Raw genomic sequence first — 26,115 nt, 5'->3', positions numbered from 1 at the left:
GAGGGGGCCACCGCCGCGGCAGCCGACCGCCCCCAGGCTGCGTTCGGCGCCGGCCGGGGCAGCCCGCCGACTGGCTCAGTGCCCTGCCAGGGACGCCCGGCGGATCGTGGCATCGATCAGGGCCAGGGCGTCTGCGGCGGTGCGGCCCGGCTGACGGTTCCAGGGGCCGATCAGGCCGGTCCAGCCCGCCGAGCGCAGCTCGGTGATGAGCCAGGCGCCGGCACGGTCGACGGTGTCGAGCGACCCGTAGCCGAGCCGGTGGGCGGTCAGCATGGCCCCGCAGAGGCAGCGCGCACCACGGGCGTTGCGCAGGCGGTAAGGGGTGTTCTGCCAGCCCCACTGGGTCAGGATCTGGCGCGCGTAGCCGAGATGAGTGGACGGACGGACATCGGGCTGTCCGATGCGGCGCCACGCGTGCAGACGCTCGGGCAGCGCAGCGCCGAAGCGCCCTGGAAGAGGGCGTTCCTGAGGCCGCCGCGCGGGCAAGGTCCGCAGTGAGTCCTCGATCAGCCGGTCGACGGGCACGGACAGCAGATCCCGCCAGCCGGCCAGTTCTGCGGCCCGTGCCGCACTGTCCGGCACGGCAGCAGGAGCCGCAATGGCCACGGGGGACGCCGGGGCCGCCGGGGCCACGGGGGAGGCCAGGGCTGCCTGGGCCACGGGAGGCGCGGGCTCTGGGGCGGTGCGCTCCCAGCCTGTGATGATGCGCTGCCAGCGGTCTGCGTCGTGGAGCCGGGAGGCCTGTGCGTCGAGCTGGTCCGGGCTGAGCTGAGCGGTCTCCATCGACGCGACATCTCCGTACATTCCGGTTCTCAGTGATGAGACGAATGTCCGTCGCGCGCGGCGATTGCTCCACCGGAGAGCAGCGTTCGGGTGGGTCCGGGAATCATCCGGGCTCCGGGAACAGCCGAATGACCGGTGACAGTGCCACCGGCCATTCGGTCACGCGCATCCGGTCAGAGAGCGACCGGGAGCCCGGCCGCGCGCCACGCCTGGAAACCGCCGGTCAGATCTGTGGCCCGGTGCAGTCCCAGCTGACGCAGGGAGGCGACCGCGAGACTCGAGGCGTAGCCCTCGTTGCAGATCACCACGATCCGCAGATCGTGGCTCACTGCCTGCGGGGCACGGTGGCTGCCCTGCGGATCGAGCCGCCATTCCAGCTCGTTGCGCTCGACGACCAGAGCCCCGGGGATCAGGCCGTCCTTCTCGCGCAGCGCCGCGTAGCGGATGTCGACCAGCAGGGCACCTTCCGCAGCCGCGGCTGCGGCCTCCCGAGGGCCGATCCGCTCGTAGGCGGCCCGCACGCCAGTGAGCAGTTCGTCGATGCTCGCAGGGTCCTGGTGTCCTTGGTCTCCACCGCTCACTGCCAGTCCTCCGGGCGCTCGGTCTGCTCCAGGCGCAGTACCGCCCCCGTACGGCTGTAGCGACGGATCTGCGGCAGGGGCGGGTAGTAGGCGTGCACCGACACGGCGTGCTCGCGGCCCGACTCGTTGAGCACCTCGTGGACGTGGTGCCGGCCGAAAGCCCTGCCCCGGCCGGTCGTCAGGAGCCGGCTCCGGTCGATGCCCTCGCTCAGTTCGAGGGTCTTCCAGCCCTCGGTGGGCAGCCGGGCGGCCAGGGAGTGCTCCCTGAGGGCGCCCGTGGCGACGGTGAACGCACCTGTCGACTCGGCGTGGTCGTGCCAGCCGGTGCCGGTACCGGGCGGCCAGCTGATCAGCCACGCCTCGCTGCCGCCGGGGCCCTCGAGCCGGAGCCAGGTGCGTCCCTCGGGATCGAGGGGAAGCGAGGCGATCAGCGCGGTGTCCTCCGCGGTCCGGCGGACGAAGTCGAGCAGTTCCGCGGCGGTCGGGGCCGACGGGTCAGCGTCGACGGGGGGCGCGGGCGTGGGCAGCGAAGAAGAGGGGGAAGACACGGGGACCGTCCTGAGAGTTCGCGTGGAAGCACGGCCGGGCGGAAACAGCGCGGCGTGCCGGGAGAGGCGATTCAGCAGGACGGGCGACACACGCAGCCCGCATAGCGGACGAGGTCCATATGGACCCTCCGCCACAGGCGCACATCGGTGTCGGTCATGATCTGGAGTACACCATGTGTGCCTGCGGCGGTCAATTGATGTCCGCGGCCCGTTCGGAGTTCGCGGTCATACGTGGTGGGTCGTCGTGCGCTGCGTCCGCACCACCCCCGCGCGCCGCATCGGCCGCCGCCAGGAGTTCGGCGGGCCGCACCCCGCTGAAGGCGGCCACGAGATGCCCGTCCGGCCTGACCAGCAATACGGTGTGGGCCGTCGCCCCCGGGTAGCTCTCGGTCACCAGTAGCTCGGCCTTCGCGGGGAGGGCGGCCACCGCGTCGATGAGCCGGGGCATGACGCCCGCGGTCAGCCAGTGCCGCCTGTCCCACACTCCGGTGCCCGGAGCGACCAGGATCACCAGCAGGTGTCCCAGGTCCAGCCGTTCGCGCAGCCGCACCGTCTCCCCGTCGGGTGCGGTCACCCGCACATCGGCGACCGGCGCACCGGGGGCCGTTCCCACCGCTGCGTGAGCCTCGGTGTGTGGAGGTGAGAGGGGGGAGTGCGTGTATGAGGGGGGCGCGCCCAGGGGCCCGCATCCCAGATGGCCGTCGGCCAGTAACGTGTCGTGCCCTCGTGCGGAGCCCGGTACGAGCGTCCGGAGGCCCGGGCCGCCCCGCAGTACCGGCAGCGACTGGTCGGCGGCGCGCAGCCGGGAGGCCACTGCGGCCCTGCGCTCGGCCTGGTAGCTGTCGAGCAGAAGGTCGGAGGCGCCCTGGTGCCAGGCCTGCGCCAGCTTCCAGGCGAGATTTTCGGCGTCCCGCAACCCCTCGTCCAGGCCCTGCGTGCCGAGTGCGCCCAGCAGGTGGGCGGCGTCCCCGGCGAGAAAGGCACGCTTGGACCGCCACCGCCGGGCCAGCCGGTGGTGCAGTGTGTACACGCCCGTGTCCAACAGGTCGTAGGCCGGCGTCTCGCCGCACCAACCCTCGAGCGTGTCCCGGATCCGGGTGATCAGGGCGTCGGGGGTGACGAGTTCGCCGCGCGGCGGAAGAAGCCAGTCCAGTCGCCAGACCCCGTCGGGCAGCGGCCGCGCGGTGACTTCGGCACCGCCTGTACGCCAGGGCGGAGACCGGTGCAGCACGGCCTCGCCGGGCCAGGGAAGTTGGGCACGGAGCGCCGCGACGGCGTGCCGTTCCACCGCCGTACGACCGGGGAACCTGATGTCCAGGAGCTTGCGCACGGTGGACCGTGCGCCGTCACAGCCCACCAGGTAACTTCCACGCCACCACGTCGATTTGGGTTCCCGGGTGTGCACGGTGACGCCGTGCGGGTCCTGCTCCAGCGTGTCGATCCTGCTGAACGGCACCATGGTGACCAGGTCCTGCGCGGCGACGGCGGCCCGCAGCCCTCCGGTGAGCGCGTGCTGGGGCAGGTGGACGGGCGAGGGCAGCGGCACGATGCCCGCCTCCTCGCCGAGGGGAACCGCCCGCACCAGTTGCTTACGCCGCACCGATCGCCAGCCGGTCCAACGCAGCCCCTCGTCCTGGAGTGCCGAGCAGCCGAGCCGTTCCACCAGGTCCGCGGTGTCCTCACGCAGCACGACGGTGCGGGCGGGACGCGGTTCGTCCTTTCCCGTCCCCTCGTCGAGCAGGACGGAGGGAACGCCCTGCGCCGCGAGGGCGAGCGACAGCGCCAGCCCGACCGGCCCGGTGCCTACGACGATCACCGGGTCCACGGTGTGATCCTTCCGGCGCTGATCGTGCGGGTCGCGAAGTTCGTCAAGGCTGTCGCGAGGGGCATGGGGGTGGTGGAGGCCGTGGAGCTCACAAGGGAGGGAGGGGGCGCGGCGGCGGTGCTTCGGGACGCGATCACAGAACGAATGCAACCCACTGCCGCTGCTTGCGTCAAGCGACAGTGGGGCGGGAGGCCCGCGTTGCCGTCCCGCGCAACCCATGCAGCTCCCATGCCTCCGTCCGTACCAGGAGATCGGGGCACCGTGTGCGGCGTGCAGTGGCGAATGTGTGGTTCAGGGAAGCAGGACAGCCCGCCGGTGTACCGACGGGCTGCCATGAACGGAAGGACGGGAGGAGGGCGTACGGCGCGTCACCCGTTGGGGGAGATGCCGGCGCGTGACCCGTCAGTCCGTCTTGCCGATCTTGCCGTTCCCCTCGTTCCCCTCGGGGCCGCCTGCCGGGCCGTCCTCGGTGCGGGGGCCCGCGAGACTGCCGACGGGCAGGATTCCCGGCGTCTCGGCAGCCGCGGCCACCTCGATACCGGTCTTGGCCCGCCGGCCGCGCTTCTCGATCCAGGTGGCCAGCGCCGACAGGACCAGACACATCGCCACGTAGATCGTACCGATGACGGCGATGGTCGAGACGTACGGGTACTGGGCGTTGACCTGCGTGTTGGAAGCGATCAGACGCGCCGTCTGGAGCAGCTCCGGGTACAGGATGATGAAGCCGAGCGAGGTGTCCTTGAGGGTCACCACCAGCTGGCTGATGATCGTCGGCAGCATCACACGGACCGCCTGCGGCATCAGCACGCTGACCATGACCTGGGTCTTGCGCATCCCGAGGGCGTACGCGGCTTCGCTCTGGCCCTTGGGCACGGAGTTGATGCCCGCGCGCAGCACTTCGGCCTGGACGCAGCCGTTGTAGACCGACAGTCCGAGCGCCAGGGCCCACATCGAGTAGTCGGTGAGGAAGCCGACCCAGACGGCGTAGATGGTGATCAGCAGCGGGATCGAACGGAAGAGTTCGATGAACGCGGTGGCGAACCAGCGGACCGGCTTGTGGTCGGAGAGCCGGGCGACGGCCAGCAGCACGCCGAGGATCAGTGAGCCGACCGCCGCCAGACCGAAGGCCTTGAGCGTGGCGAGCACGGCGTCGGCGATGTTCTGCCGGATGCCCGCGTAGTTGAAGATGTCCCACATCTCGGGGGCGAGGTGCCCCTTTTCGGACAGCCGCACCACGCTGACCGCGATCAGGGCCAGGATCGCGAGGCTTCCGGCCACGGCGTAGATCCGGTTGCGGACGGCGGCCTTGGGGCCCGGTGCGTCGTAGAGAACGCTGGCGCTCATCGGGCGACCTCCATGCGGCGCTCCAGCAGCCGGAAGAGACCGCTGATGGTGAACGTGACGACCAGGTAGCCGAGGGCCACCCAGATGAAGACGGGCGTGATCTCGTAGCCCCGGTCACTCATCAGCTTCTGCCAGCCGAAGAGCTCGGTGACGCTGAAGGCGCCGGCGATGGCCGAGTTCTTCGTGAGCGCGATGAAGATGCTGCTCAGCGGCGGGATGACGGACCTGGTGGCCTGCGGCAGAACTACGATCCGCAGGGTCTGCGTGAACGTCATTCCGATGGAGCGCGCGGCTTCGGCCTGCCCCAGGGGAACGGTGTTGATGCCCGAGCGGACCGCCTCGCACACGAAGGAGGAGGTGTAGAAGCCGAGGGCCAGGGAGCCGAGCAGGAAGGGGCTCATGCCCGGGAAGAGGATCTCCGGCACCACGAAGAAGAAGATGAGGAAGAGAAGTGTCAGCGGGGTGTTGCGCAGCAGGGTCACCCAGGCGGTACCGAAGTAGCGCAGCGGCGGTACGGGGGAAACCCGGCAGCCGGCGATGGCGACACCCAGGACAAGGGCGATGACCGAACTGATGACGGTGATCGACACAGTTCCTATGAAGCCGTCGCGGAATTCCGGGAAATTGTCGAGCAATACGTTCATGGGGTCTCCGCGTCGGCGGTCAGCGGCATCAGGGCAGGGGAAGGGGCGCCCCGTCCGCCGTCGTGCTCAGGGACGGCGGCGGACGGGACGCCTCGCTCACGCGGGTGGCGTCAGTGACGGGACGTCAGCGACGGAGCTGAGTCAGTAGCTCTCGATGGCCGGCGGCTCGGTGTACTCCGAACCGGACAGGCCCAGGGTGGCGTCGTAGATCTTCTTGTACGTGCCGTCCTTGACACGGGTGTCCAGCGTCTTGTTGATCGCCTCGCGGAGCACCTTGTCGTCCTTGTCCAGGCCGACGCCGTAGGGCTCGTCGGTGAACGGCTTGCCGACGACCTTGAGCTTGCCGGAGTTGGCGGCGGCGTAACCCTTGAGGATCGAGTCGTCGGTGGTGACGGCGTCGACCTGCTTGGTCAGGAGCTGCTGGACGCAGTCCGAGTACTTGGCCAGCTCGACGACCTGCGCGCCGTACTCGGGCTTCTTGATCTCCTGGAGCGGGGTGGAACCCACGATCGAGCAGACCTTCTTGTCCTTCACCGACTCCTTGCCGGTGATGGACGTCTCGTCCTTGCGCACCAGCAGGTCCGCGCCGGCCTTGTAGTACGGCCCCGCGAAGCCGACCTGCTTCTTGCGCTCGTCGTTGATCGTGTAGGTGCCGACGAAGTAGTCGACCTGGCCCTTGGAGATGGCCGTCTCACGGATTCCGGAGTCGACGGTCTTCCACTCGATCTGCTTGTCGGAGAAGCCCAGGTCGGCCGCGATCATCTTGGCGATCTCGATGTCGAAGCCGGAGCGCTCCTTGGTCGACTGGTCCTCGAAGCCGAGGTACGGCTGGTCGGCCTTGGCACCGATGACCAGCTTGCCGCGCTTCTTCGCCTCCTTGAAGGCCGGCGAGTCCAGGTCGACACCGGTCGCGACGGTGTACGTCGGCAGCTTCGGGGCCTCCGACGAACCGGGCTTGGTGCCCGACGGCTTGTCGCCGGCGGAGCCCTCCTTGCCACCGCACGCGGTCGCGGTCAAAGCGAGCACAGCGATGGCCGTAGCGGCGGCCGACTTGCGGAGCTTCATGTGAACAATCCTCGTGTCGTGGGTCGTCGGTATCAGTGGTGAAGGATCTTCGACAGGAAGTCCTTGGCCCGGTCGCTGCACGGATTGTTGAAGAACTGGTCGGGAGCCGCCTCTTCGACGATCTTCCCGTCAGCCATGAAGACCACCCGGTTCGCAGCCGAACGGGCAAAGCCCATCTCGTGGGTGACGACGACCATGGTCATCCCCTCCCGGGCCAGCTGCTGCATGACCTCGAGCACTTCGTTGATCATCTCCGGGTCGAGCGCCGACGTGGGCTCGTCGAAGAGCATGACCTTGGGGTCCATCGCCAGCGCACGGGCGATAGCGACGCGCTGCTGCTGACCACCGGAGAGCTGCGCCGGGTACTTGTCCGCCTGCACGCCGACTCCCACCCGGTCGAGCAGGTTCCGGGCTTTTTCCTCGGCGGCGTTCTTGTCCGTCCCGCGGACCTTGATCTGGCCCAGCATCACATTCTCGAGCACTGTCTTGTGCGCGAAGAGATTGAACGACTGGAAGACCATACCGACATCGGCACGCAGCCTGGCCAGCGCCTTGCCCTCCTGGGGCAGTGGCTTGCCGTCGATCGTGATCGCGCCCGAGTCGATCGTCTCCAAGCGGTTGATCGTGCGGCACAGCGTGGACTTCCCGGACCCGGAGGGTCCGATGACTACGACGACCTCGCCGCGAGCGATGGTCAGGTCGATGTCCTGGAGCACATGCAGCGCGCCGAAGTGCTTGTTGACGTTGCTCAGTACGACAAGGTCGTCCTCCGCGGGTGCGGCATCCTCGGCGGCCTTGGTCACTGAAACTCCGCTCATCGGCTTCATGCTCCGTCCTCCTCGGTTAGAAGGACCCTAGTGAGGTGGTGCTATCAGCGTCATTACATCTGAGCGGAAATTGAGCATAACGATCCGGCCGCAGCCGGACACACCGCGTACACAGGACGCCACGGGACGCACGTCGGCGTACCGGGTGGGTAACGGAAACCTGGTGGTAACGGGCGGGGACTTGACTGAGGTACCTGTCATCAGCGTGGATGCCCTGGTACGGCAATGACGTGAATCGCTGCTGTACGGCAAGGTCCGCCGGGCGGAACACCGGTGGATCGTCACGGTCCGTCGTAGCCACCAAGGACATGACCGGACATGAAGGGGAGAGGGGAGCCATGAGACTGCTGCTCGTCGAGGACGACGACCACGTCGCGGCTGCCCTGTCCGCCGTGCTCGCACGACACGGCTTCCAGGTCGTGCATGCCCGCACCGGCGAAGAGGCCCTGCAGGCGCTTCTGCCGGCCGACAAGAAGCCCTTCGGGGTCGTGCTCCTCGATCTCGGCCTGCCCGACCAGGACGGCTACGAGGTGTGCGGCAAGATCCGTAAGCGCTCGGCGATCCCGGTGATCATGGTGACCGCGCGCTCCGACGTGCGCTCGAGGATCCACGGCCTCAACCTCGGCGCCGACGACTACGTCGTGAAGCCGTACGACACCGGTGAACTCCTGGCCCGGATCCACGCTGTCGCCCGGCGCAGGACGGCCGGTGAGGACACCGGACCGACCCCCCTCGCGGCCCTGCGGATCGGACCGGTCCGCATCGAGCTGCCCACCCGCAGGGTCAGCGTCGAAGACCAGGAGGTCCAGCTCACCCGCAAGGAGTTCGACCTGCTCGCGCTGCTGGCCCAGCGCCCTGGCGTGGTCTTCCGACGGGAGCAGATCATCAGCGAGGTGTGGCGGACGAGCTGGGAGGGAACGGGACGCACCCTGGAGGTGCACGTCGCGTCGCTGCGCTCCAAGCTGCGGCTTCCCGCACTGATCGAGACCGTACGCGGTGTCGGCTACCGGCTCGTCCCCCCGTCGGCCTGAGGACCTACGTTCCTGTGCGCACCCGCCTGCTCCCCCTGCTCATCATCTTGATGGCCTCCGTGCTGCTCGCCCTTGGTTTCCCGCTGGCCGTGCGCGTGGCCGCCGCCGAGCAGCAGCGGGTCATCATCGACCGGATCGACGACACCGCGCGTTTCGGCGCGCTGGCCCAGTTCGTCGACGAGCCCGTCCGGGGCGCCGAGGAACGGCAGCGGACACTGCAGACCGAGCTCGAGGCCTACGACACGGTGTACGGAATCCGGGCCGGGGTCTTCTACCGGGACGGCCGAGCGCTCGCCAAGGCCCCCACTTCCTGGATTCTTCCCACCGAGGGAGAGGGGCGCGAGGCCTTCGCGGAGGCTCTCCTCGGCCGCCGCTCCCACGACCCGCCCCAGGTCTGGCCCTGGCAGGAAAACCGGATCGTCGTCGCATCCCCGGTCGTACGCGACGGAGACGTGATCGCCGTCGTCGTGACCGACTCGCCCACCGGCGACATGCGTTCCCGGACGCTGGGTGGCTGGTTGCTCATCGCCCTCGGCGAGGCCGCGGCCATGCTGGTGGCGGTCGGCGCCGCGTTCCGTCTCACCGGGTGGGTGCTCCTGCCCGTACGGGTCCTGGACGCGGCCACCCACGACATCGCGAGCGGCCGGATGAGGTCCCGTGTCGCCGCCTCAGGCGGGCCTCCGGAGCTCCGGCGCCTGGCGCGCTCGTTCAACGAGATGGCCGACAACGTCGAGGACGTGCTGGAGCAGCAGCGCGCCTTCGTCGCCGACGCCTCGCACCAGTTGCGTAATCCGCTGGCCGCGCTGCTGCTCCGGATCGAGCTCCTGGCGCTCGAACTTCCCGAGGGCAACGAGGAGATCGCCTCGGTCCGTACGGAGGGCAAGCGCCTCGCCCAGGTACTCGACGATTTGCTGGATCTGGCGCTGGCCGAGCACACGGCGGCGGACCTCCAGCTGACGGACATCGCCGCGCTCACCGGTGAACGGGTCGCCTCGTGGCACCCGTTGGCCGAGGAGAAGGGCGTACGGCTGACGTCGGACGGGGTGCCCGCGGTGACCGGCTGGGCGGATCCGATCGCCCTCTCCAGCGCGCTGGACGCAGTCATCGACAACGCGGTGAAGTTCACCCCCGAGGGCCAGGAGGTCCGGGTCACGGTGGGGTCCGACGGTGAGGGCGCCACGGTCGTCGTCGCCGATCGGGGCCCCGGCCTGACCGAGCAGGAACTGGAGCGCATCGGCGACCGGTTCTGGCGCAGCGGGCGGCACCAGAACATCAAGGGATCGGGTCTCGGCCTCTCCATCTCGCGTGCCCTGCTCGCGGCGGGCGGCGGGTCGATCCGCTACGAGACGCACGAGCCGCACGGCCTGCGGGTCACGGTCACCGTGCCGCGTAACCCTCCGCTCGTGTGAGCCCCGCACCGGACCGTCAGGGCTTGGCCGAGCGGTAGTAGCGCCTGGCTCCTTCGTGCAGCGGCAGCGGATCGGTGTAGATCGCGGTCCGCAGATCCACCAGCTGTGCCGAATGCACCTCGCGGCCGATCCGGTCCCGGCTGTCGATCACGGTCCGGGTGAACGCCTCGGTCGTCAGCGGATCCGTACGGTCCGTGGTGATCAGCAGATTGGAGACCGCGACCGTCCGCACGGCCTGACCCTGCTGCGCGTGCAGGTACGCGTCGGCCGGCATCACGGCCGAGCGGTAGTAGCGCGTGGACCCTCCGATCGACTGGAGCTCGGTGATCAGCGTGTCGTCCAGCGGTATCAACCGGATCGCGAACTTCTCCGAGAGGTCCTGCACCGCGCCGGTCGGCAGCCCACCGGACCAGAAGAAGGCGTCCAGCCGGTCTTCCGCCAGCCTCGCCGGCATCGTGTCGATGCCGGCGTGGACGGGAGTGATGTCATCGGTGGGGTCGACGCCCGCCGCGTTCATCAGCCGGTCCGCGACGAGCAGCACCCCCGACCCCTTCTGCCCCACCCCGACCCGCTTGCTCCGCAGATCGGCGACCTCACGGATTTCGGAGTCCCGGGGCACGATCAGCTGGACGTAGTCGTCGTAGAGACGGACGCAGCCCCGCAGCCGCTCACCGCCCGGTTTCCCGCTCTGCAGGTAGGTGGCGACGGCGTCGGCGGTGGCGATGGTGAAGTCGGCCTTCCCCGTCGCGACCCGTTCGATGTTCTGCTGCGAGCCCTCGCTGGTCTGCAGCTGTATCGACACCTTGGGCATGTCTTTGGCGAGCGCACCCTCCAGCCGCTGCCCGTAGCGCTCGTAGACCCCGCTCCGTACGCCGGTGGAGAAGGTGAGTGAACCGCTCGGTTCCTCCTCCCCGATCGGGAGCACCCACCACGCCAGCAGGCCGAGCACGGCCACGGCGGCGGCGCCCCCTTGCAGGGTGCGTCGCCGGCCGAACCGGGACAGTGCGTGCAGCATGGTGCGATCCTGCCAGTTCATCGCCCGTGACGGCCAGGGCGGGTGGTCGCACGTCCCTGTCGGGATGTGGCCGCTCACTCCGCGCGGATCAGGCCGTCCGCGCCGAGAGCAGGGCGTTCTCCCTGGGCGTCACTCCGGAGGCGTCGGGGTGTCGGGGCCCTGGAACATGGTCTGGATGTCCATCTCCAGCTGAATCGTGGGCCCGACGATGGCGATGCCGCGGGCCAGCATGTTGCGCCAGTTCAGGGTGTAGTCCTCGCGGTGCAGCTCGGCGGTGGCACGTGCCGCACAGCGCAGTTCCTCGCCGTAACCGCCGTTGACAGCGCCCAGGTACTGCGTGTCCAGGGAGACGGAGCGGCTGACCCCGTGCATCGTCAGCCCTCCTTGGACGGTCCAGTTGTTCCCGCCCCGGTAGACGAACCGCGTGCTGGCGAAATGGAGGTACGGGTAGTTCTCCACGTCGAGGAAGTCGGCCGACCGCAGGTGGTTGTCCCTGGTCTTGTTGCCCGTGGTGATGCTCGAAGCGTCGATGCGTATCTCGACCTGGGAATCCTCGACAGAGGGGGCGATCCGGACTCCGCCCTCGAAGGCGGTGAAACGGCCGTGCACGTTGGCCATGCCGACGTGCTTGGCGATGAAGCGGATCGCGGTGTGCGGCGGATCGAAGAGCCAGGTGCCGGGGGCCGGGGGCTCAAGCTGCCGGGCGATGTCCAGCTGCACGCGGCCCATCGACAGGGTCTCGCCCGCAGCGATACCGAAGGTCCAGCTGCTCGGCTGCATGCCTTCGGCCGTCATGAGCAGGCGGTAGTCGCCCGGCGGCAGGGCCGCGACGAACATGCCGAACAGGTCGGTGGTCCCCTTCGCCACCCTCCGGGCCGACTTCTGGGACGTGACCGTGATTTCGGCGCCGCCGAGCGGCTGGCCCATGGGGTCGACGACCTCACAGGTGACGGTTCCGGCCCCGGGAGGCACGGGAAGAGCGAATCTCGCACCCCCACCGGAGGCCTTCCTGGATCGCCTGCCGCGGAGGAGAGAGAGGACCATCACATACACCTTTCGAGCGTGGAAGTACCAAGGATAGAAACAGGCCGGAACGAGCCGACCAACGGCCCCGGGCCCGCTGATCGCCCCGGGCGGCTTCCGCCCGCCCCCTGCTGCGGCTCCGAGGTACGGCCAGGCCCCGGCCACCGCCTACCCTTGTCCCATGACCAGCGGCAACCGGAGCGAAGCAGTGGACGTCCAGAAGAGCTACGAGGTACGCACTTACGGGTGCCAGATGAACGTCCACGACTCCGAACGCTTGTCGGGTCTGCTGGAGGGCGCCGGGTATGTGCGCGCCCCCGAGGGGTCCGACGGGGACGCCGATGTCGTCGTCTTCAACACCTGCGCGGTGCGGGAGAACGCCGACAACAAGCTCTACGGCAACCTGGGCCGTCTCGCCCCGATGAAGACGAAGCGCCCCGGGATGCAGATCGCCGTGGGCGGCTGTCTGGCACAGAAGGACCGCGACACCATCGTCCGGAGAGCACCCTGGGTGGACGTCGTCTTCGGTACGCACAACATCGGCAAGCTGCCGGTGCTGCTGGAGCGCGCCCGGGTCCAGGAGGAGGCGCAGGTCGAGATCGCCGAGTCCCTGGAGGCGTTCCCCTCGACGCTGCCCACCCGCCGCGAGTCCGCGTACGCCGCGTGGGTGTCGATCTCCGTGGGCTGCAACAACACCTGCACCTTCTGCATCGTCCCCGCACTGAGGGGCAAGGAGAAGGACCGCCGCACCGGCGACATCCTGGCCGAGATCGAGGCCCTCGTCGCCGAGGGGGTCAGCGAGATCACCCTGCTCGGCCAGAACGTGAACGCCTACGGTTCCGACATCGGCGACCGCGAGGCCTTCTCCAAGCTGCTGCGGGCCTGCGGCACGATCGACGGCCTGGAGCGCGTGCGGTTCACCTCGCCTCACCCCCGCGACTTCACCGACGACGTGATCGCGGCGATGGCCGAGACGCCGAACGTGATGCCGCAGCTGCACATGCCGATGCAGTCGGGCTCGGACACGATCCTGAAGGCCATGCGCCGCTCGTACCGCCAGGAGCGCTTCCTCGGGATCATCGAGAAGGTGCGCGCCGCCATGCCGGACGCCGCCATCTCCACCGACATCATCGTCGGCTTCCCCGGGGAGACCGAGGAGGACTTCGAACAGACCATGCACGCCGTACGCGAGGCCCGCTTCACGAACGCCTTCACCTTCCAGTACTCCAAGCGCCCCGGGACCCCGGCCGCCGACATGGAGGGGCAGGTCCCCAAGGAGGTCGTCCAGGAGCGCTACATGCGCCTGTCCGCCCTTCAGGAGGAGATCTCCTGGGAGGAGAACAAGAAGCAGGTCGGCCGCGTCCTGGAGGTCATGGTCGCGGAGGGCGAGGGCCGCAAGGACGGTGCCACGCACCGGCTCTCCGGCCGCGCCCCCGACAACCGCCTGGTCCACTTCACCAAGCCGTCCCAGGACGTACGCCCGGGCGACGTGGTGACCGTCGAGGTCACCTACGCCGCCCCGCACCACCTGCTCGCCGAGGGGGCGCCCCTGGGCGTCCGGCGCACCCGGTCGGGAGACGCCTGGGAGAAGCGCACCGCGACGCCTGCCGACCGGCCCGCCGGAGTCATGCTGGGCCTGCCCGGCATCGGCGCGCCCACCCCGCTGCCCGCGGCCGTCACCCCGGGGTGCGGCTGCGACTGAGACCGCCCGGTCTGAGTACGCTGACCGGCATGCTTGTCGCCGCCGCAGTCTGTCCCTGCCCGCCCCTCCTGGTGCCCGAGGTGGCCGCCGGAGCCGGGCCCGAGCTCGATGCTGCGAGGAACGCGAGCCTCGACGCGCTGGGTGTCCTCGCCGCCGCGCGCCCCGATCTGCTGATCGTGGCCGGGCCCGCCGGGCCGGACGAGCGCGGGCCGTTCCTACCGGGTTCGGCCGGCTCCTTCGCCGGATTCGGCGTCGATCTGACCGTGCGGCTGGGTGAGGCGCCCGGCGGAGCCCCCGCACCGGAACGCCCGCTCCCGGGCTCCCTCGCCGTCGGCGCCTGGCTGCTGGGCCACGCCCGGTGGGACGGTGCCCCGGTCGAAGGGCTCGGAGTGGGGGAGTCGCTCGCCGCCGACCACTGCCTGCGGGCCGGAGCGGACCTTGCGGCCAGGGAGGCGCGGGTGGCGCTACTGGTCATGGGGGACGGCAGTGCCTGCCGTACGGTCAAGGCGCCCGGCTATCTGGACGAGCGGGCGGCGGAGTTCGACGCCGTGGCGTCCCGGGCGCTGGGCGGTGCGGACCTGGCCGTGCTGAGCGCTCTGGACGAGTCGCTCGCATACGAACTGAAGGCGGCGGGCCGGGCGCCCTGGCAGGTGCTCGCGGGCGCGGCCCAAGGAGCGGGACTCGGCGGTCAGCTGCTGTACGACGACGCCCCGTACGGCGTGGGATACGCCGTCGCCGCATGGTCATGACTCCGCCCACGGCCCTTCACGGGCACGGGTGAGGGCCGTGGAGCAACATCGCTCCACGGCCCTCGACTCCGCTGAGGCCCGGATCAGCGGGCGGGCGGCGGAGGCGGTGTTCCGCCGCCGTTCTTGTGGCCGAGGCGGTCGACCGCATCCTTGGCCTTCTGCGTGCCGGTCACGATCTTGTCGCTGTACTTGCCCTTGGTCCTTTGGTCGACCGTGCGGGCGGCCTTGTCGAGGCCCTGGTCGATCTTGCCCCCGTGCTGCTGCGCGAGGTCGCCGACCTTCTCCTTGGCCGGGGCCAGCTTGGCCTTCAGGTTGTCCAGGAAACCCATGGGTCACCTTCCGTGCTGGGGGACTGTGGTCACATTTTACCCGCCCGTGGGCAAACGCGCGTCACTCGCCGTGTCCGTCCGCACCCGCGGGGCGGGGCGTCCACAACCGGCGGACCGGGACGTCGTCGCCGGACCGGGCGGAGAAACACTCGGTCTCTTCCGGTCGGGACGCACGTCGAAGTTTGCGAGACTGTCCAGGTGAGAAGATCAGCTCCCACCCCCCGCGTCATCACCGTCGTCGGTCCCACCGCGGCCGGAAAGTCCGATCTGGGAGTGTTTCTCGCCCAGCAGCTCGGCGGGGAAGTGGTCAACGCCGACTCCATGCAGCTCTACCGGGGCATGGACATCGGCACCGCGAAGCTGACTCCCCCCGAGCGCGTCGGCGTTCCGCACCACCTGCTGGACATCTGGGACGTGACCGAGGCCGCGAGCGTCGCCGAATACCAGCGGCTCGCCCGCGACGAGATCGACAGGCTGCTGGCCGAAGGACGGACCCCCGTCCTGGTGGGCGGTTCAGGCCTCTATGTGAAGGGCGCGATCGACGCCCTCGAATTCCCGGGGACGGACCCCGGCGTACGTGCCAGGCTCGAACAGGAGCTGACGGAGCTCGGCTCCTGGGCGCTGCACGACCGGCTCGCGGCGGCGGACCCCGCTGCCGCCCGCGCCATCCTGGCCGGCAACGGACGCCGGATCGTCCGCGCCCTGGAGGTCATCGAGATCACGGGCAAGCCTTTCACCGCCAACCTCCCGGGCGAGGAAGCGGTCTACGACGCCCTGCAGATCGGTGTGGACGTCGAGCGCCCCGAACTCGACGAACGGATCCGTAGCCGAGTGGACCGGATGTGGGAAGCCGGACTCGTGGACGAGGTGCGCGACCTGGAGGTTCGGGGACTGCGCGAGGGGCGCACGGCCTCGCGTGCGCTCGGCTACCAGCAGGTGCTCGCGGCGCTCGCGGGGGAGTGCACCGAGAGCGAGGCGCGCACCGAGACCGTCCGCGCCACCAAGCGCTTCGCGCGCCGTCAGGACTCATGGTTCCGGCGCGACCCACGCGTCCGGTGGCTGAGTGGTGCCGAGGAACAGCGCGAAGAACTTCCGCACCGAGCGCTGGCCTTGGTCGAACGAGCGGTTACAGCCTGATCACGTGATGGCATCGGGAAGCTCCGCCCGTCATTTCGGCGGCCGGGGCCGTGCCATCATCGAGCATCGATCGACCAGTGGAGTCCGAGTTGGGAGGGCGCGTGGCGATGGAGGCCGGCCCTCACGACATCGACCGAAACGCACCGGATGCGCAGCACGAGGCGGGACGCCTGAGCCCTGACGGGCCGGACGAGACCGATGTGACCCCCGAGGTCGAGGTGGAACTGCGCCCGGCCGGCCGCCTGCGGATCTGGCAGCTCGCCCCCATCGTGGGGCTGGCGGCGGTCGGCTCCCTGATGTTCGCCTTCCCGCTCGCTTTCGAGTTCGGCGGCGGCGGCGCCGTCGTGGCGATGCTCGGACTGCTGATCAGCTGCTGTGCCGCGGGCTGGGGCATGATGGCCGCACGCCGTGTGGGTCACACCTGGCCCGGTCTGCCCGCCCGGGGATCGAACGCACGCTCCGACTGGCGTGTGATCGGGCTGTACGTCGCCGTGTGCGCCGCACTGGTGGCCCTGGCCGTCTGGCGTGTGGCCCGCCTCCGCTCCTGAGCCACAGGCCTCGCCGGTCCCGCCGGGTGGTGGGTTTCCCGGCTGTCGGTGCGGACTCGTAGAGTTGGACCGTGAGCACTCCGCAGATCACCTTCCTCAAGGGCCACGGCACCGAGAACGACTTCGTGATCGTGCCCGACCCGGACAACGCCCTCGACCTGCCGGTCTCCGCCGTCGCCCGGCTGTGCGACCGCCGGGCGGGCGTCGGGGGCGACGGGCTGCTGCACGTCGTGCGGTCCGCGGCGCACTCCGAGGCGCGAGGTATGGCCGCGCAGGCCGAGTGGTTCATGGACTACCGCAACGCGGACGGTTCGGTCGCCGAGATGTGCGGCAACGGGGTGCGCGTATTCGCCCGCTATCTGCAGCGCGCCGGACTCGTCGAGGAGGGCGATGTGGCCGTCGCGACCCGGGGCGGGGTCAAGCGGGTGCACATCCCGAAGGACGGCGACATCACGGTTTCCATGGGCCGGGCCGTGCTGACCGAGCACAGAGTCATGGTCACTGTGGACGGCCGTAGCTGGGAGGCCCGCAACGTGAACATGGGCAATCCGCACGCCGTCGCGTTCGTCGAGGACCTGGCCCACGCCGGAGAGCTTCGCTCCGTGCCGCCGTTCAGCCCGCGGTCCGTCTATCCGGACGGTGTCAACATCGAATTCGTCGCGGACCGCGGGCCCCGGCACGTCGCGATGCGCGTCCACGAGCGTGGTTCCGGCGAGACCCGGTCCTGCGGCACGGGTGCCTGTGCGGTGGCCGTCGCCGCGGCCCGCCGGGACGGCGTGGACCCGGCGCGGACCGGTTCCCCGGCCACGTACACCGTGGACCTGCCCGGCGGCACGCTGGTGATCACCGAATACCCGGACGGCGGGATCGACATGACGGGACCCGCCGTGATCGTCGCGGAGGGCATGATCGACCCCGCCTGGCTCGAAACGATGACCGGTTAGAACCTCGCTCGAATGGGTGATCCGTTTCACGCCGAGCGAGAGCTGGACTGCGCCACGTGGTGGGGTCGATAGCATCAAGCACCGGCCCGGAGGTGTATCCGCACTTCCCCACCGCCGGTCGACGTTGCCGGAGGTGCGTGCCCCATGAGCGCAGAGGCCACCGAACCAGGTGCTCCCTTTCGCAGGCGCGGTCGTTCACGGATCGATCTGCGCAGGCTGGGCCGTGTCGCCCTGCTCGGGCCGGTCTCCCGTGACCGGCTGCCTGATGCCATCGGGCATGTCGCGGAGGCCCATCGGGCGCACTACCCGGACGCCGACCTCACCATTCTGCGCGAGGCCTACGTCCTTGCCGAGTCCTCCCATCGCGGCCAGATGCGCAAGAGCGGCGAGCCGTACATCACCCATCCGCTGGCCGTGACCCTGATCCTTGCCGAACTCGGCGCGGAGACCACGACGTTGACGGCCTCGCTCCTCCATGACACGGTCGAGGACACCGAGGTGACCCTCGATCAGGTGCGCCAGGAGTTCGGCGACGAGGTCTGTTATCTGGTCGACGGCGTCACCAAACTCGAGAAGGTCGACTACGGAGCCGCCGCCGAGCCCGAGACCTTCCGCAAGATGCTCGTCGCCACCGGCAACGACGTCCGCGTCATGTCGATCAAGCTGGCCGACCGGCTGCACAACATGCGGACCCTCGGCGTCATGCGCCCCGAGAAGCAGGCCAGGATCGCCAAGGTCACCCGGGACGTACTCATCCCGCTCGCCGAGCGCCTGGGTGTGCAGGCCCTCAAGACGGAGCTGGAGGACCTCGTCTTCGCCATCCTGCACCCGGAGGAGTACGAGCGCACCCAGGCCCTGCTCGGCGCATGGGGAGGGGCGCAGAACCCGCTCACAGAGATCGCGGACAGCGTCACCTCGACGCTGCGGGAAGCCGGCATCAGCGCCACGGTGCGCATCAGACCGCGTCACGTCGTCTCGCTGCACCGGGTGAGGAGCAAACGTGGCGAGATGCGGGGCACCGACTTCGGACGGCTGCTGGTGCTGGTCGGGGAGGACGCCGACTGCTACGCGGTTCTGGGTGAACTGCACACCTGTTTCACCCCGGTGATCTCCGAGTTCAAGGACTTCATCGCGGCCCCCAAGTTCAACCTCTACCAGTCGCTGCACACGGCGGTCGTCGGCCCCGAGGGCGCGGTCGCCGAAGTCCTCATCCGTACGCACCGGATGCACAAGGTCGCCGAGGCGGGTGTCGTCGCGCTCGGCAACCCGTACGCCCAGGACGGCAACACCATCGCCGCGCACCAGGCCGAACCCGCCGACGGCGAGCGCGCCGACCCGACCAGGCCCGGCTGGCTCTCCCGTCTTCTGGACTGGCAGGAATCAGCGACCGACTCCGACACGTTCTGGGCCACGCTGCGCGCCGACCTCGCCCAGGACCGGGAGATCACGGTCTTCCGCAGCGACGGCGGGACGCTGGGCCTGCCGGCGGGCGCCAGCTGCATCGACGCCGCCTACGCGCAGTACGGCGACGAGGCGCACGGCTGCATCGGAGCCCGCGTCAACGGGCGGCTGGCCACGCTCAGCACCGTACTGAACGACGGCGACACCGTGCAGCTGCTGCTCGCCCAGGACGCCTCGTCCGGCCCCTCTCCGGAGTGGCTCGACCACGCGCGTACCCCTGGTGCACGCATCGCGATCACGACGTGGCTCGATGCCCATCCGGACGGCGCGCAAGGGCAGCACAGAAGCAAGCCTGACGCACCGAGGCCGCAGGCCCAGGCCGCCGACGACGCGTCGAACAGCCGTGGCAGGGCTGGGGGCGGGGCTCCGAGCGTGGCGGTCGGGACGCCGGGCGCGCCGGTCCGGCTCGCCGGCTGCTGCACCCCCGTCCCGCCCGACGGCATCGTCGGATTCACGGTGCGTGGCGGGGCCGTCACTGTACACCGGGAGGAGTGCTCGGCGGTGGCCCGCATGCGGGAGATCGGCCGGGCGGCCGTCGAGGCCCGCTGGAACGACCCGGGCGACTGGAGCGCCACCGCCGAATACCGGGTCACCCTCGTCGCCGAGTCCTTCGGGCGCCCCCGGCTGCTCGCCGATCTCACCGAGGCCATCGCGACCGCGGACGCGGCCATCGTCTCGGCGACCGTCGAGCCGCCCAGCGAACAGCGCGTGCGGCACACCTACACGCTGCAGCTGCCGGATGCGGCAGGTCTGCCGGGCCTCATCCGGGCGATGCGTGACGTACCCGGTGTGTACGACGTGAGCCGCGCCCAGCAGCCCGCCGCCGCGGGCTGACCGCCGGCGGCCGCGCGTCGCCGCTTCCCGACGACCCCGTTCGGGTGGTGCGGAGCGCGTCACCCCCGCGCGGGCGGTGCGCGCTGGTAGCCGTAGTCCATGCCGCTCACCTCCCGCCGACTGCGCGCCGCACTGCTGGCCACCGCGTCGGTCACCCTCGTCGCCGCCACCCTGCCCGCGCCCGAACCGCTCGGCATCGGCGACCGTCTGTTCCCGCACCTCGGCAATCCGGGTTACGACGTCCTCTCGTACGTCGTCTCGCTCACCTACAAAGGCAGCAACACCGACCCGCTCGACGCCGTCACCACGATCGACGCGCGGACCACCGAGCCCCTGGAACGGATCAACCTCGACTTCGCCCGGGGCGCGGTGCGTTCCGTCGAGGTCAACGGGCTGCGTGCGGAATTCGCCACCGCGGGCGAGGACCTGATCGTCGACGCTCCCTCCCGGCTCCCGGCCCGTGTGCCCGTGCGGGTCACCGTCCGGCATACGAGCGATCCCTCGGGGGACCGGGCCAGCGGGGGCTGGGTCCCGACCGCCGACGGTCTCGCGATGGCCAACCAGGCCGACGCCGCCCACCGGGTCTTCCCGAGCAACGACCACCCCGCCGACAAGGCGTACTTCACTTTCCAGGTGACCGCACCGAAGGGCCTGACCGTCGTTGCCGGCGGCCTTCCCGCCGGCAAGCGGGACCACGCGGGCGCGACCACCTGGACCTACCGCACCGAGCACCCGATGGCGACGGAACTGGCCCAGGTGTCCATCGGCCGCTCCGCCGTCCTGCGCCGCACCGGACCGGGCGGACTGCCGGTACGCGACGTGGTGCCCGCGGCCGACCGCGAGAAGCTGGAACCCTGGCTGAAGAAGACCCCGGCGCAGCTGGCCTGGATGGAGAGGCAGATCGGCCCGTACCCCTTCGAGACGTACGGACTGCTGGTCGCGGACACCGAGACGGGCTTCGAGCTGGAGACCCAGACACTCTCGCTCTTCGAACGTTCCCTGTTCACGGGGCCCGGATATCCCGAGTGGTACGTCGACTCGGTCATGGTGCACGAGCTCGCCCACCAGTGGTTCGGAAACAGCGTATCCCCGCGGTCCTGGTCCGATCTGTGGCTCAACGAGGGACACGCCACCTGGTACGAGGCCCGCTATGCCGAGGAACACGCCCAGAAGCCGATGGAGCGGCGCATGCGTGAGGCCTACGCCCGCTCCGACACCTGGCGCGCCGCCGGCGGCCCACCCGCCCGCCCGGACGTCCCCACCCCCGACCACAAGATCAGCTTGTTCAGGCCGGTCGTGTACGACGGGAGCGCGCTCATCCTGTACGCGCTGCGCGAGGAGATCGGCGGGGCCGCGTTCGACCGCCTGGAGCGGACGTGGGTGCGCGCCCACCGGGACGAATCGGCGAGCACCCGGCAGTTCACGGACCTGGCGTCGAGGGTCGCGGGGCGGGACCTGACGGAGTTCTTCGACGGGTGGCTGTACGGGAAGAAGACCCCGCCCATGCCGGGGCACCCGGACTGGCGCAGCGAGACACCCCGCAACGCGGTAGCCGGGCCGAGCCCCGCGCGGGCGCCGAAACCCGAATGACGAGCCGGGCGGGCACATGCCACTATCGACGGGTCGGCACAGCGGCCGGCCGGTGGACTTCCTTCGCGGGAATCTTCCGGCGGGGTCACGCGTTGTGACTGGCGTAACGGACTTCTATCGACGTAAGGATCCAATGACCTCCTCTTCCTCCCTTCCCCAGGACGCGCGGGACGCGCAGAGTGCCACGGAAGCCAACTCCGAGAGCCTCACCGAGAGCCTTCGGGCCGACGCCCTGATGGAAGAGGACGTCGCCTGGAGCCAGGAGATCGACGGAGAGCGGGACGGCGAGCAGTTCGACCGTTCCGAGCGTGCGGCGCTGCGCCGTGTGGCAGGACTCTCCACCGAGCTCGAGGACGTCACCGAGGTCGAGTACCGGCAGCTTCGCCTGGAGCGCGTGGTTCTCGTCGGTGTCTGGACATCGGGGACCGTCCACGACGCGGAGATCTCTCTCGCGGAGCTCGCGGCGCTCGCCGAGACGGCGGGTGCCCAGGTGCTCGACGCCGTGTTCCAGCGGCGTGACAAGCCGGACCCGGCCACCTACATCGGCTCGGGCAAGGCGTTGGAGCTGCGGGACATCGTTCTCGAATCCGGGGCCGACACCGTCGTCTGCGACGGTGAGCTGAGCCCGGGCCAGCTGATCCACCTGGAAGACGTCGTCAAGGTCAAGGTGGTCGACAGGACCGCTCTGATCCTGGACATCTTCGCCCAGCACGCCAAGTCCCGTGAGGGCAAGGCGCAGGTGTCGCTGGCACAGATGCAGTACATGCTCCCGCGCCTGCGAGGCTGGGGTCAGTCGCTGTCCCGGCAGATGGGCGGCGGCGGTTCCAGCGGTGGCGGTGGCATGGCAACCCGTGGCCCCGGTGAGACCAAGATCGAGACGGACCGGCGACGGATCCGCGAGAAGATGGCGAAGATGCGCCGTGAGATCGCGGAGATGAAGACGGGCCGTGAGATCAAGCGCCAGGAACGCAAGCGCAACAAGGTGCCCTCGGTGGCGATCGCCGGGTACACCAACGCCGGGAAGTCCTCGCTGCTCAACCGGCTCACCGGCGCGGGTGTCCTCGTGGAGAACTCCCTGTTCGCGACCCTCGACCCGACTGTGCGTCGGGCCGAGACGCCGAGCGGCCGGATCTACACCCTGGCCGACACCGTCGGGTTCGTACGGCACCTTCCCCACCACTTGGTCGAGGCGTTCCGCTCCACCATGGAGGAGGTCGGTGAATCCGACCTGATCCTGCATGTGGTGGACGGCTCCCACCCGGTGCCGGAGGAGCAGCTCGCCGCCGTGCGTCAGGTGATCCGGGAAGTCGGCGCGCTCGACGTCCGTGAGGTCGTCGTGATCAACAAGGCGGACGCGGCGGACCCGCTCGTGCTGCAGCGCCTGCTGCGCACCGAGAAGCACGCGATCGCGGTGTCGGCGCGGACCGGTGCCGGTATCGACGAGTTGCTCGCGCTCATCGATTCCGAGCTGCCGCGGCCGTCGGTGGAGATCGAGGCGCTCGTGCCCTACACCCAGGGCGGACTCGTCTCCCGGGTGCATGCCGAGGGCGAGGTGATCTCCGAGGAGCACACGCCGGAGGGGACGTTGCTCAAGGCGAGGGTCCACGAGGAACTCGGAGCGGAGCTCGCGGTCTTCGTCCCGGTGGCGCACTGATCCGGTAGAACACACAAGGAGGCCGGGCTCCCCTCGAAAAGGGGGAGCCCGGCCTCCTTGTGCCTCCGGTGCGGCGATCGCCGCACCGGAACCCGGAACCCGCGGGCCCTACTGTCCCGCGTACTTCTTGCTGACGGCCTCGTAGATGCCCTTGGCCTCCTGGCCCAGGCGGGGGCCGGCCAGCCAGCCCGCCGTCACGGGGCCGATGGAGGTGTTGGAGACCAGGGCCGGCTTACCGTCCTGGCCCTTGGCGACCCAGCCGCCACCGGAGGAACCACCGGTCATCGTGCACCCGATGCGGTACATCGTCGGCTGCTGCTCGAAGACGGCGAGGCGGCCCGGTTCGTCGGTGCACTGAAGCGCCTTCTGGCCGTCGAACGGCGGCGCCGCCGGATAGCCGGTCGCCGTTATGCTGTCGATCTCCGGGACTGCCGGCGCGTCGAATTCGACCGGGAGTGCCGAACCGACGGTCTCCTCGAGGGACTTGCCCGTCGAGCCCTTCTCCGGAGCGACCTGCAGCACCGCGAAGTCGTACGGAGCGCCCTGGCCACCGGTCGCGGAGCCCTGGCTGATCCACTGCTCGGAGGTCTGTGCCCACTGGCCCCACCACACGCCGTACGGAGCGATCTCCTCCGTGGACGCGTTCTCCAGCTCGGCAGTCGACGTACCGCTGTCGTTGTACGAGGGGACGAAGGCGATGTTGCGGTACCAGCCGCCGCTCTTGCCCGCGTGCACACAATGCCCGGCCGTCCAGACCATGTTGGACTTGCCCGGGTGGGCGGGGTCCTGTACCACGGTCGCCGAGCAGACCATCGAACCCTCAGGGCCGTCGAACAGGAGCTTGCCGGATTCCGGCGCGCTGTCGTGGTACGGGGTCTGCAGGTTCGCCGCCTCGACCGGTGCGGGGGTCGGGTCCGTCACGCCCTCGTCGCCGGAGATGTCGTTGTCGACCGGGTTCTCCGGGGGCTTGTCGGCCTTCCGCATCCGGTCCGGGTCCCAGAGGTCCTCGATGATGGGGTTGACGTAGTCCTGGGCCTCACGCAGCCACTTGTCCTTGTCCCAGTTCTTCCACTCGCCGTTCCTCCACGTGTCGAGGTCGATCCCGTGCTCCTTGAGCTGGTCCTTGAGATCGTCCGGGATCACGATCTTTCCGTCGGAGGACTGGCCGGTGGAACTGCTCGGCTCGCTGATCGCCCCGTCCTCCTCCGGCCCGCAGGCGGCAGCGGTGAGCGTCAGGACAGCGGAGAGGGCGGCTGCGGCGAACACCCGAGGGGCACGACGGGCACTCCCCCCGCGGTGTGCGGTATCGATCGGGCGCATGGGTCGCATCTGGTGATCCCCCTGGGACTTCGTCACTGACTTCGGTACTGCACTGCGGACTCGGGGTGCGCGGCACGGACCCGCGGACCACGGCGCACACCCCGGAGCGGCGGCTCCGTCCCGAGTGCGGCCCCTACTATGCCGGTGCCGACGGGGACGGCGCGCGGCAGGGCCACGGTTCCGCGTGCGCAAGGATCTTCCGATATACCCGTGATCTCCCGCGTTCGGCGTCGTTGGTACGTACGGGGGGCGTCCGGAAAGCGTTCATCGGCGCAGTCCGCCCGGGGGGCCGTACCGAGGCGCAACGCAACTGTTACAGCAGGAGGACCGAACAGCCGTGGCCGTGACCGAACCAGCTCCGGTGGCACTTTCCCCTGTGCACGAAGGGATTCTGCGGCGGCAGGCACAACGTGAGTCGGCGGCCCGCACCTATGCGCGGTCCCTGCCGATCGTGCCGGTACGCGCGCGAGGCATGACCATCGAGGGTGCTGACGGCCGACGCTATCTCGACTGTCTGTCAGGGGCGGGCACGCTGGCACTCGGCCACAACCACCCTGTGGTGCTCGCGGCCATCAGGAAGGTCATCGACTCCGGCGCACCACTGCATGTGCTCGACCTCGCCACCCCCGTCAAGGACGCTTTCACGACGGAGCTGTTCGCCACCCTGCCCCGGGAACTCGCCGACAACGCACGGATCCAGTTCTGCGGACCGGCGGGCACGGACGCCGTCGAGGCGGCGTTCAAGCTGGCCCGGGCAGCGAGCGGACGCAGCGAACTCCTCGCCTTCACCGGCGCGTACCACGGAATGACCGCCGGTGCCATGGCCGCTTCTGGCGGGGCCACGGACGTACGGGTGACGAGGCTGCCCTTCCCGCAGACCTACCGCTGCCCCTTCGGAGCCGGCGGGGAGCGGGGCGCGGACATCGCCGCGCGCTGGACGGAATACCTCCTGGACGACCCCAAGGGCGGGGTGCCCGCTCCGGCCGCCATGATCCTGGAGCCGGTCCAGGGCGAGGGCGGCGTGAATCCCGCCCCTGACGGCTGGATGCGCCGGATGCGGGAGATCACCCAGGAGCGTTCCATCGCCCTGATCGCGGACGAGGTGCAGACCGGTGTCGGCAGGACCGGCACTTTCTGGGCGGTTGAGCACAGCGGTATCGTGCCCGATGTGATGGTGCTCTCCAAAGCCATCGGCGGCTCGCTGCCGCTCGCCGTGATCGTCTACCGGTCCGAGCTCGATCTCTGGCAGCCGGGTGCCCACGCGGGCACTTTCCGGGGCAACCAGCTCGCCATGGCGGCCGGTGCCGCGACCCTCGCGTACGTACGGGAGAACCGGCTCGCCGAACGCGCGGGAACGCTGGGCGCGCGCATGCTCGCCAGGCTGCAGGCACTGAGCGCGGAGCATCCGAGCATCGGCGACGTCCGGGGCCGCGGCCTGATGATCGGCATCGAGCTGGTCGACCCCGGGGCGGATCCGCTCACCGTCACCGCCGAGAACGGCTCCGCCCCGCCACCCGATCCCGCCCTCGCCGCCGCGGTGCAACAGGAATGCCTACGCCGCGGCCTCATCGTCGAACTCGGCGGACGCCACAGCGCCGTAGTCCGGCTGCTTCCTCCTCTCACTCTCACCGACGAACAGGCGACGGCGGTCGTCGACCGCCTCGCCGACGCGCTGCGAGCGGCAGAGCGCTCTCCGTACCGCCAGGCCCCTGTCGGGCCGACCCGCTGATCCGGACCCCCCACAAGGAAGAC

The 26,115-nt window shown here is 69.9% G+C and carries 24 protein-coding genes; 11 read left to right on the top strand and 13 right to left on the bottom strand.

The features are described 5' to 3' along the window. Positions 1 to 75: 75 nt before the first annotated feature. The 9 genes from ACWD04_RS24910 to ACWD04_RS24870 form a co-directional block, all read right to left on the bottom strand. Positions 76 to 783, bottom strand: a complete 708-nt coding sequence (locus ACWD04_RS24910) for a DUF6197 family protein (protein ID WP_451135434.1) — start codon at positions 781 to 783, stop codon at positions 76 to 78. A 173-nt stretch (positions 784 to 956) separates the two neighbouring features. After that, positions 957 to 1,364, bottom strand: a complete 408-nt coding sequence (locus tag ACWD04_RS24905; RefSeq protein ID WP_451135432.1) for a rhodanese-like domain-containing protein — start codon at positions 1,362 to 1,364, stop codon at positions 957 to 959. After that, a complete protein-coding gene (locus ACWD04_RS24900; protein WP_451135430.1) occupies positions 1,361 to 1,912 on the bottom strand; it encodes a cysteine dioxygenase in 552 nt (183 codons plus the stop codon). The genes ACWD04_RS24905 and ACWD04_RS24900 overlap by 4 nt, the downstream gene beginning before the upstream one ends. Before the next feature lie 71 nt (positions 1,913 to 1,983). After that, complete coding sequence (locus ACWD04_RS24895) at positions 1,984 to 2,070, bottom strand: putative leader peptide (protein ID WP_311605579.1); 87 nt, start codon at positions 2,068 to 2,070, stop codon at positions 1,984 to 1,986. 32 nt (positions 2,071 to 2,102) lie between these two features. Continuing rightward, the gene (locus ACWD04_RS24890; protein ID WP_451135428.1) at positions 2,103 to 3,737 is read right to left on the bottom strand and encodes an FAD-dependent monooxygenase; all 1,635 of its coding nucleotides are present in this window, start codon (positions 3,735 to 3,737) and stop codon (positions 2,103 to 2,105) included. A 402-nt stretch (positions 3,738 to 4,139) separates the two neighbouring features. Continuing rightward, on the bottom strand, positions 4,140 to 5,081 hold the full coding sequence (locus ACWD04_RS24885; RefSeq protein ID WP_451135426.1) for an amino acid ABC transporter permease: 942 nt from the start codon (positions 5,079 to 5,081) through the stop codon (positions 4,140 to 4,142). Beyond that, a complete protein-coding gene (locus ACWD04_RS24880; protein WP_451135425.1) occupies positions 5,078 to 5,725 on the bottom strand; it encodes an amino acid ABC transporter permease in 648 nt (215 codons plus the stop codon). The genes ACWD04_RS24885 and ACWD04_RS24880 overlap by 4 nt, the downstream gene beginning before the upstream one ends. A 141-nt stretch (positions 5,726 to 5,866) precedes the next feature. Beyond that, a complete protein-coding gene (locus tag ACWD04_RS24875; RefSeq protein WP_451135423.1) occupies positions 5,867 to 6,790 on the bottom strand; it encodes a glutamate ABC transporter substrate-binding protein in 924 nt (307 codons plus the stop codon). Between the two features lie 32 nt (positions 6,791 to 6,822). Further along, the gene (locus tag ACWD04_RS24870; RefSeq protein ID WP_451135421.1) at positions 6,823 to 7,608 is read right to left on the bottom strand and encodes an amino acid ABC transporter ATP-binding protein; all 786 of its coding nucleotides are present in this window, start codon (positions 7,606 to 7,608) and stop codon (positions 6,823 to 6,825) included. 347 nt (positions 7,609 to 7,955) lie between these two features. On the opposite strand from ACWD04_RS24870, the gene ACWD04_RS24865 reads away from it, so the two are divergent. Together ACWD04_RS24865 and ACWD04_RS24860 are read left to right on the top strand one after the other, a co-directional pair. Next, on the top strand, positions 7,956 to 8,648 hold the full coding sequence (locus ACWD04_RS24865) for a response regulator transcription factor (RefSeq protein ID WP_451135419.1): 693 nt from the start codon (positions 7,956 to 7,958) through the stop codon (positions 8,646 to 8,648). Positions 8,649 to 8,662: 14 nt separating this feature from the next. Then, a complete protein-coding gene (locus ACWD04_RS24860) occupies positions 8,663 to 10,057 on the top strand; it encodes a sensor histidine kinase (protein ID WP_451135417.1) in 1,395 nt (464 codons plus the stop codon). Between the two features lie 16 nt (positions 10,058 to 10,073). On the opposite strand, the gene ACWD04_RS24855 is transcribed toward ACWD04_RS24860, so the two are convergent. Next, on the bottom strand, positions 10,074 to 11,072 hold the full coding sequence (locus ACWD04_RS24855; protein ID WP_451135415.1) for a TAXI family TRAP transporter solute-binding subunit: 999 nt from the start codon (positions 11,070 to 11,072) through the stop codon (positions 10,074 to 10,076). 129 nt (positions 11,073 to 11,201) lie between these two features. Further along, a complete protein-coding gene (locus ACWD04_RS24850) occupies positions 11,202 to 12,116 on the bottom strand; it encodes a YceI family protein (protein WP_451135413.1) in 915 nt (304 codons plus the stop codon). A gap of 160 nt (positions 12,117 to 12,276) precedes the next feature. Here ACWD04_RS24850 and miaB point away from each other — a divergent pair, with 160 nt between their 5' ends. Beyond that, on the top strand, positions 12,277 to 13,797 hold the full coding sequence (miaB, locus tag ACWD04_RS24845) for a tRNA (N6-isopentenyl adenosine(37)-C2)-methylthiotransferase MiaB (RefSeq protein WP_451135411.1): 1,521 nt from the start codon (positions 12,277 to 12,279) through the stop codon (positions 13,795 to 13,797). Positions 13,798 to 13,826: 29 nt separating this feature from the next. After that, a complete protein-coding gene (locus ACWD04_RS24840) occupies positions 13,827 to 14,546 on the top strand; it encodes a class III extradiol dioxygenase subunit B-like domain-containing protein (RefSeq protein WP_451135409.1) in 720 nt (239 codons plus the stop codon). 83 nt (positions 14,547 to 14,629) lie between these two features. On the opposite strand, the gene ACWD04_RS24835 is transcribed toward ACWD04_RS24840, so the two are convergent. Continuing rightward, positions 14,630 to 14,875 (bottom strand): antitoxin, encoded by a 246-nt coding sequence (locus tag ACWD04_RS24835; protein ID WP_451135407.1) that lies wholly within the window; start codon positions 14,873 to 14,875, stop codon positions 14,630 to 14,632. 198 nt (positions 14,876 to 15,073) lie between these two features. Here ACWD04_RS24835 and miaA point away from each other — a divergent pair, with 198 nt between their 5' ends. The 6 genes from miaA to hflX all read left to right on the top strand — a co-directional run bounded on the left by miaA (position 15,074) and on the right by hflX (position 23,043). After that, a complete protein-coding gene (gene miaA / locus ACWD04_RS24830) occupies positions 15,074 to 16,012 on the top strand; it encodes a tRNA (adenosine(37)-N6)-dimethylallyltransferase MiaA (protein WP_451135405.1) in 939 nt (312 codons plus the stop codon). Positions 16,013 to 16,119: 107 nt separating this feature from the next. Continuing rightward, complete coding sequence (locus ACWD04_RS24825; RefSeq protein ID WP_451135473.1) at positions 16,120 to 16,560, top strand: hypothetical protein; 441 nt, start codon at positions 16,120 to 16,122, stop codon at positions 16,558 to 16,560. Between the two features lie 71 nt (positions 16,561 to 16,631). Then, entirely contained in the window at positions 16,632 to 17,504 is an 873-nt protein-coding gene (dapF, locus tag ACWD04_RS24820; RefSeq protein WP_451135403.1) for a diaminopimelate epimerase, read from the top strand. A gap of 144 nt (positions 17,505 to 17,648) precedes the next feature. Then, complete coding sequence (locus ACWD04_RS24815) at positions 17,649 to 19,799, top strand: RelA/SpoT family protein (protein ID WP_451135401.1); 2,151 nt, start codon at positions 17,649 to 17,651, stop codon at positions 19,797 to 19,799. A 99-nt stretch (positions 19,800 to 19,898) separates the two neighbouring features. Continuing rightward, positions 19,899 to 21,389, top strand: a complete 1,491-nt coding sequence (locus ACWD04_RS24810) for a M1 family metallopeptidase (RefSeq protein WP_451135399.1) — start codon at positions 19,899 to 19,901, stop codon at positions 21,387 to 21,389. 133 nt (positions 21,390 to 21,522) lie between these two features. Continuing rightward, positions 21,523 to 23,043: a GTPase HflX gene (gene hflX, locus ACWD04_RS24805; protein WP_451135397.1), complete on the top strand. Its 1,521-nt coding sequence runs from the start codon at positions 21,523 to 21,525 to the stop codon at positions 23,041 to 23,043. Positions 23,044 to 23,151: 108 nt separating this feature from the next. Here hflX and ACWD04_RS24800 read toward each other — a convergent pair whose 3' ends face one another. Beyond that, positions 23,152 to 24,363 (bottom strand): trypsin-like serine peptidase, encoded by a 1,212-nt coding sequence (locus ACWD04_RS24800; protein ID WP_451135395.1) that lies wholly within the window; start codon positions 24,361 to 24,363, stop codon positions 23,152 to 23,154. Between the two features lie 337 nt (positions 24,364 to 24,700). On the opposite strand from ACWD04_RS24800, the gene ACWD04_RS24795 reads away from it, so the two are divergent. Then, positions 24,701 to 26,092: a diaminobutyrate--2-oxoglutarate transaminase family protein gene (locus tag ACWD04_RS24795; RefSeq protein WP_451135393.1), complete on the top strand. Its 1,392-nt coding sequence runs from the start codon at positions 24,701 to 24,703 to the stop codon at positions 26,090 to 26,092. The last annotated feature ends 23 nt before the right edge of the window (positions 26,093 to 26,115 follow it).

The sequence above is a fragment of the Streptomyces sp. NPDC002911 genome (genome assembly GCF_053591835.1).
This window is presented reverse-complemented; position numbering and strand designations above follow the sequence as displayed.

What these genes read in the sequence shown, in the direction of transcription:
- ACWD04_RS24895 (WP_311605579.1), bottom strand. Translation starts at nt 2,070, where the DNA reads ATGACCGACACCGATGTGCGCCTGTGGCGGAGGGTCCATATGGACCTC.
- ACWD04_RS24855 (WP_451135415.1), bottom strand. Translation starts at nt 11,072, where the DNA reads ATGCTGCACGCACTGTCCCGGTTCGGCCGGCGACGCACCCTGCAAGGG.
- ACWD04_RS24880 (WP_451135425.1), bottom strand. Translation starts at nt 5,725, where the DNA reads ATGAACGTATTGCTCGACAATTTCCCGGAATTCCGCGACGGCTTCATA.
- hflX (WP_451135397.1), top strand. Translation starts at nt 21,523, where the DNA reads ATGACCTCCTCTTCCTCCCTTCCCCAGGACGCGCGGGACGCGCAGAGT.
- miaB (WP_451135411.1), top strand. Translation starts at nt 12,277, where the DNA reads ATGACCAGCGGCAACCGGAGCGAAGCAGTGGACGTCCAGAAGAGCTAC.
- ACWD04_RS24875 (WP_451135423.1), bottom strand. Translation starts at nt 6,790, where the DNA reads ATGAAGCTCCGCAAGTCGGCCGCCGCTACGGCCATCGCTGTGCTCGCT.
- ACWD04_RS24910 (WP_451135434.1), bottom strand. Translation starts at nt 783, where the DNA reads ATGGAGACCGCTCAGCTCAGCCCGGACCAGCTCGACGCACAGGCCTCC.
- ACWD04_RS24810 (WP_451135399.1), top strand. Translation starts at nt 19,899, where the DNA reads ATGCCGCTCACCTCCCGCCGACTGCGCGCCGCACTGCTGGCCACCGCG.
- ACWD04_RS24865 (WP_451135419.1), top strand. Translation starts at nt 7,956, where the DNA reads ATGAGACTGCTGCTCGTCGAGGACGACGACCACGTCGCGGCTGCCCTG.
- ACWD04_RS24835 (WP_451135407.1), bottom strand. Translation starts at nt 14,875, where the DNA reads ATGGGTTTCCTGGACAACCTGAAGGCCAAGCTGGCCCCGGCCAAGGAG.
- ACWD04_RS24885 (WP_451135426.1), bottom strand. Translation starts at nt 5,081, where the DNA reads ATGAGCGCCAGCGTTCTCTACGACGCACCGGGCCCCAAGGCCGCCGTC.
- ACWD04_RS24870 (WP_451135421.1), bottom strand. Translation starts at nt 7,608, where the DNA reads ATGAGCGGAGTTTCAGTGACCAAGGCCGCCGAGGATGCCGCACCCGCG.
- ACWD04_RS24825 (WP_451135473.1), top strand. Translation starts at nt 16,120, where the DNA reads ATGGAGGCCGGCCCTCACGACATCGACCGAAACGCACCGGATGCGCAG.
- ACWD04_RS24850 (WP_451135413.1), bottom strand. Translation starts at nt 12,116, where the DNA reads ATGGTCCTCTCTCTCCTCCGCGGCAGGCGATCCAGGAAGGCCTCCGGT.
- ACWD04_RS24800 (WP_451135395.1), bottom strand. Translation starts at nt 24,363, where the DNA reads ATGCGCCCGATCGATACCGCACACCGCGGGGGGAGTGCCCGTCGTGCC.
- ACWD04_RS24840 (WP_451135409.1), top strand. Translation starts at nt 13,827, where the DNA reads ATGCTTGTCGCCGCCGCAGTCTGTCCCTGCCCGCCCCTCCTGGTGCCC.
- ACWD04_RS24815 (WP_451135401.1), top strand. Translation starts at nt 17,649, where the DNA reads ATGAGCGCAGAGGCCACCGAACCAGGTGCTCCCTTTCGCAGGCGCGGT.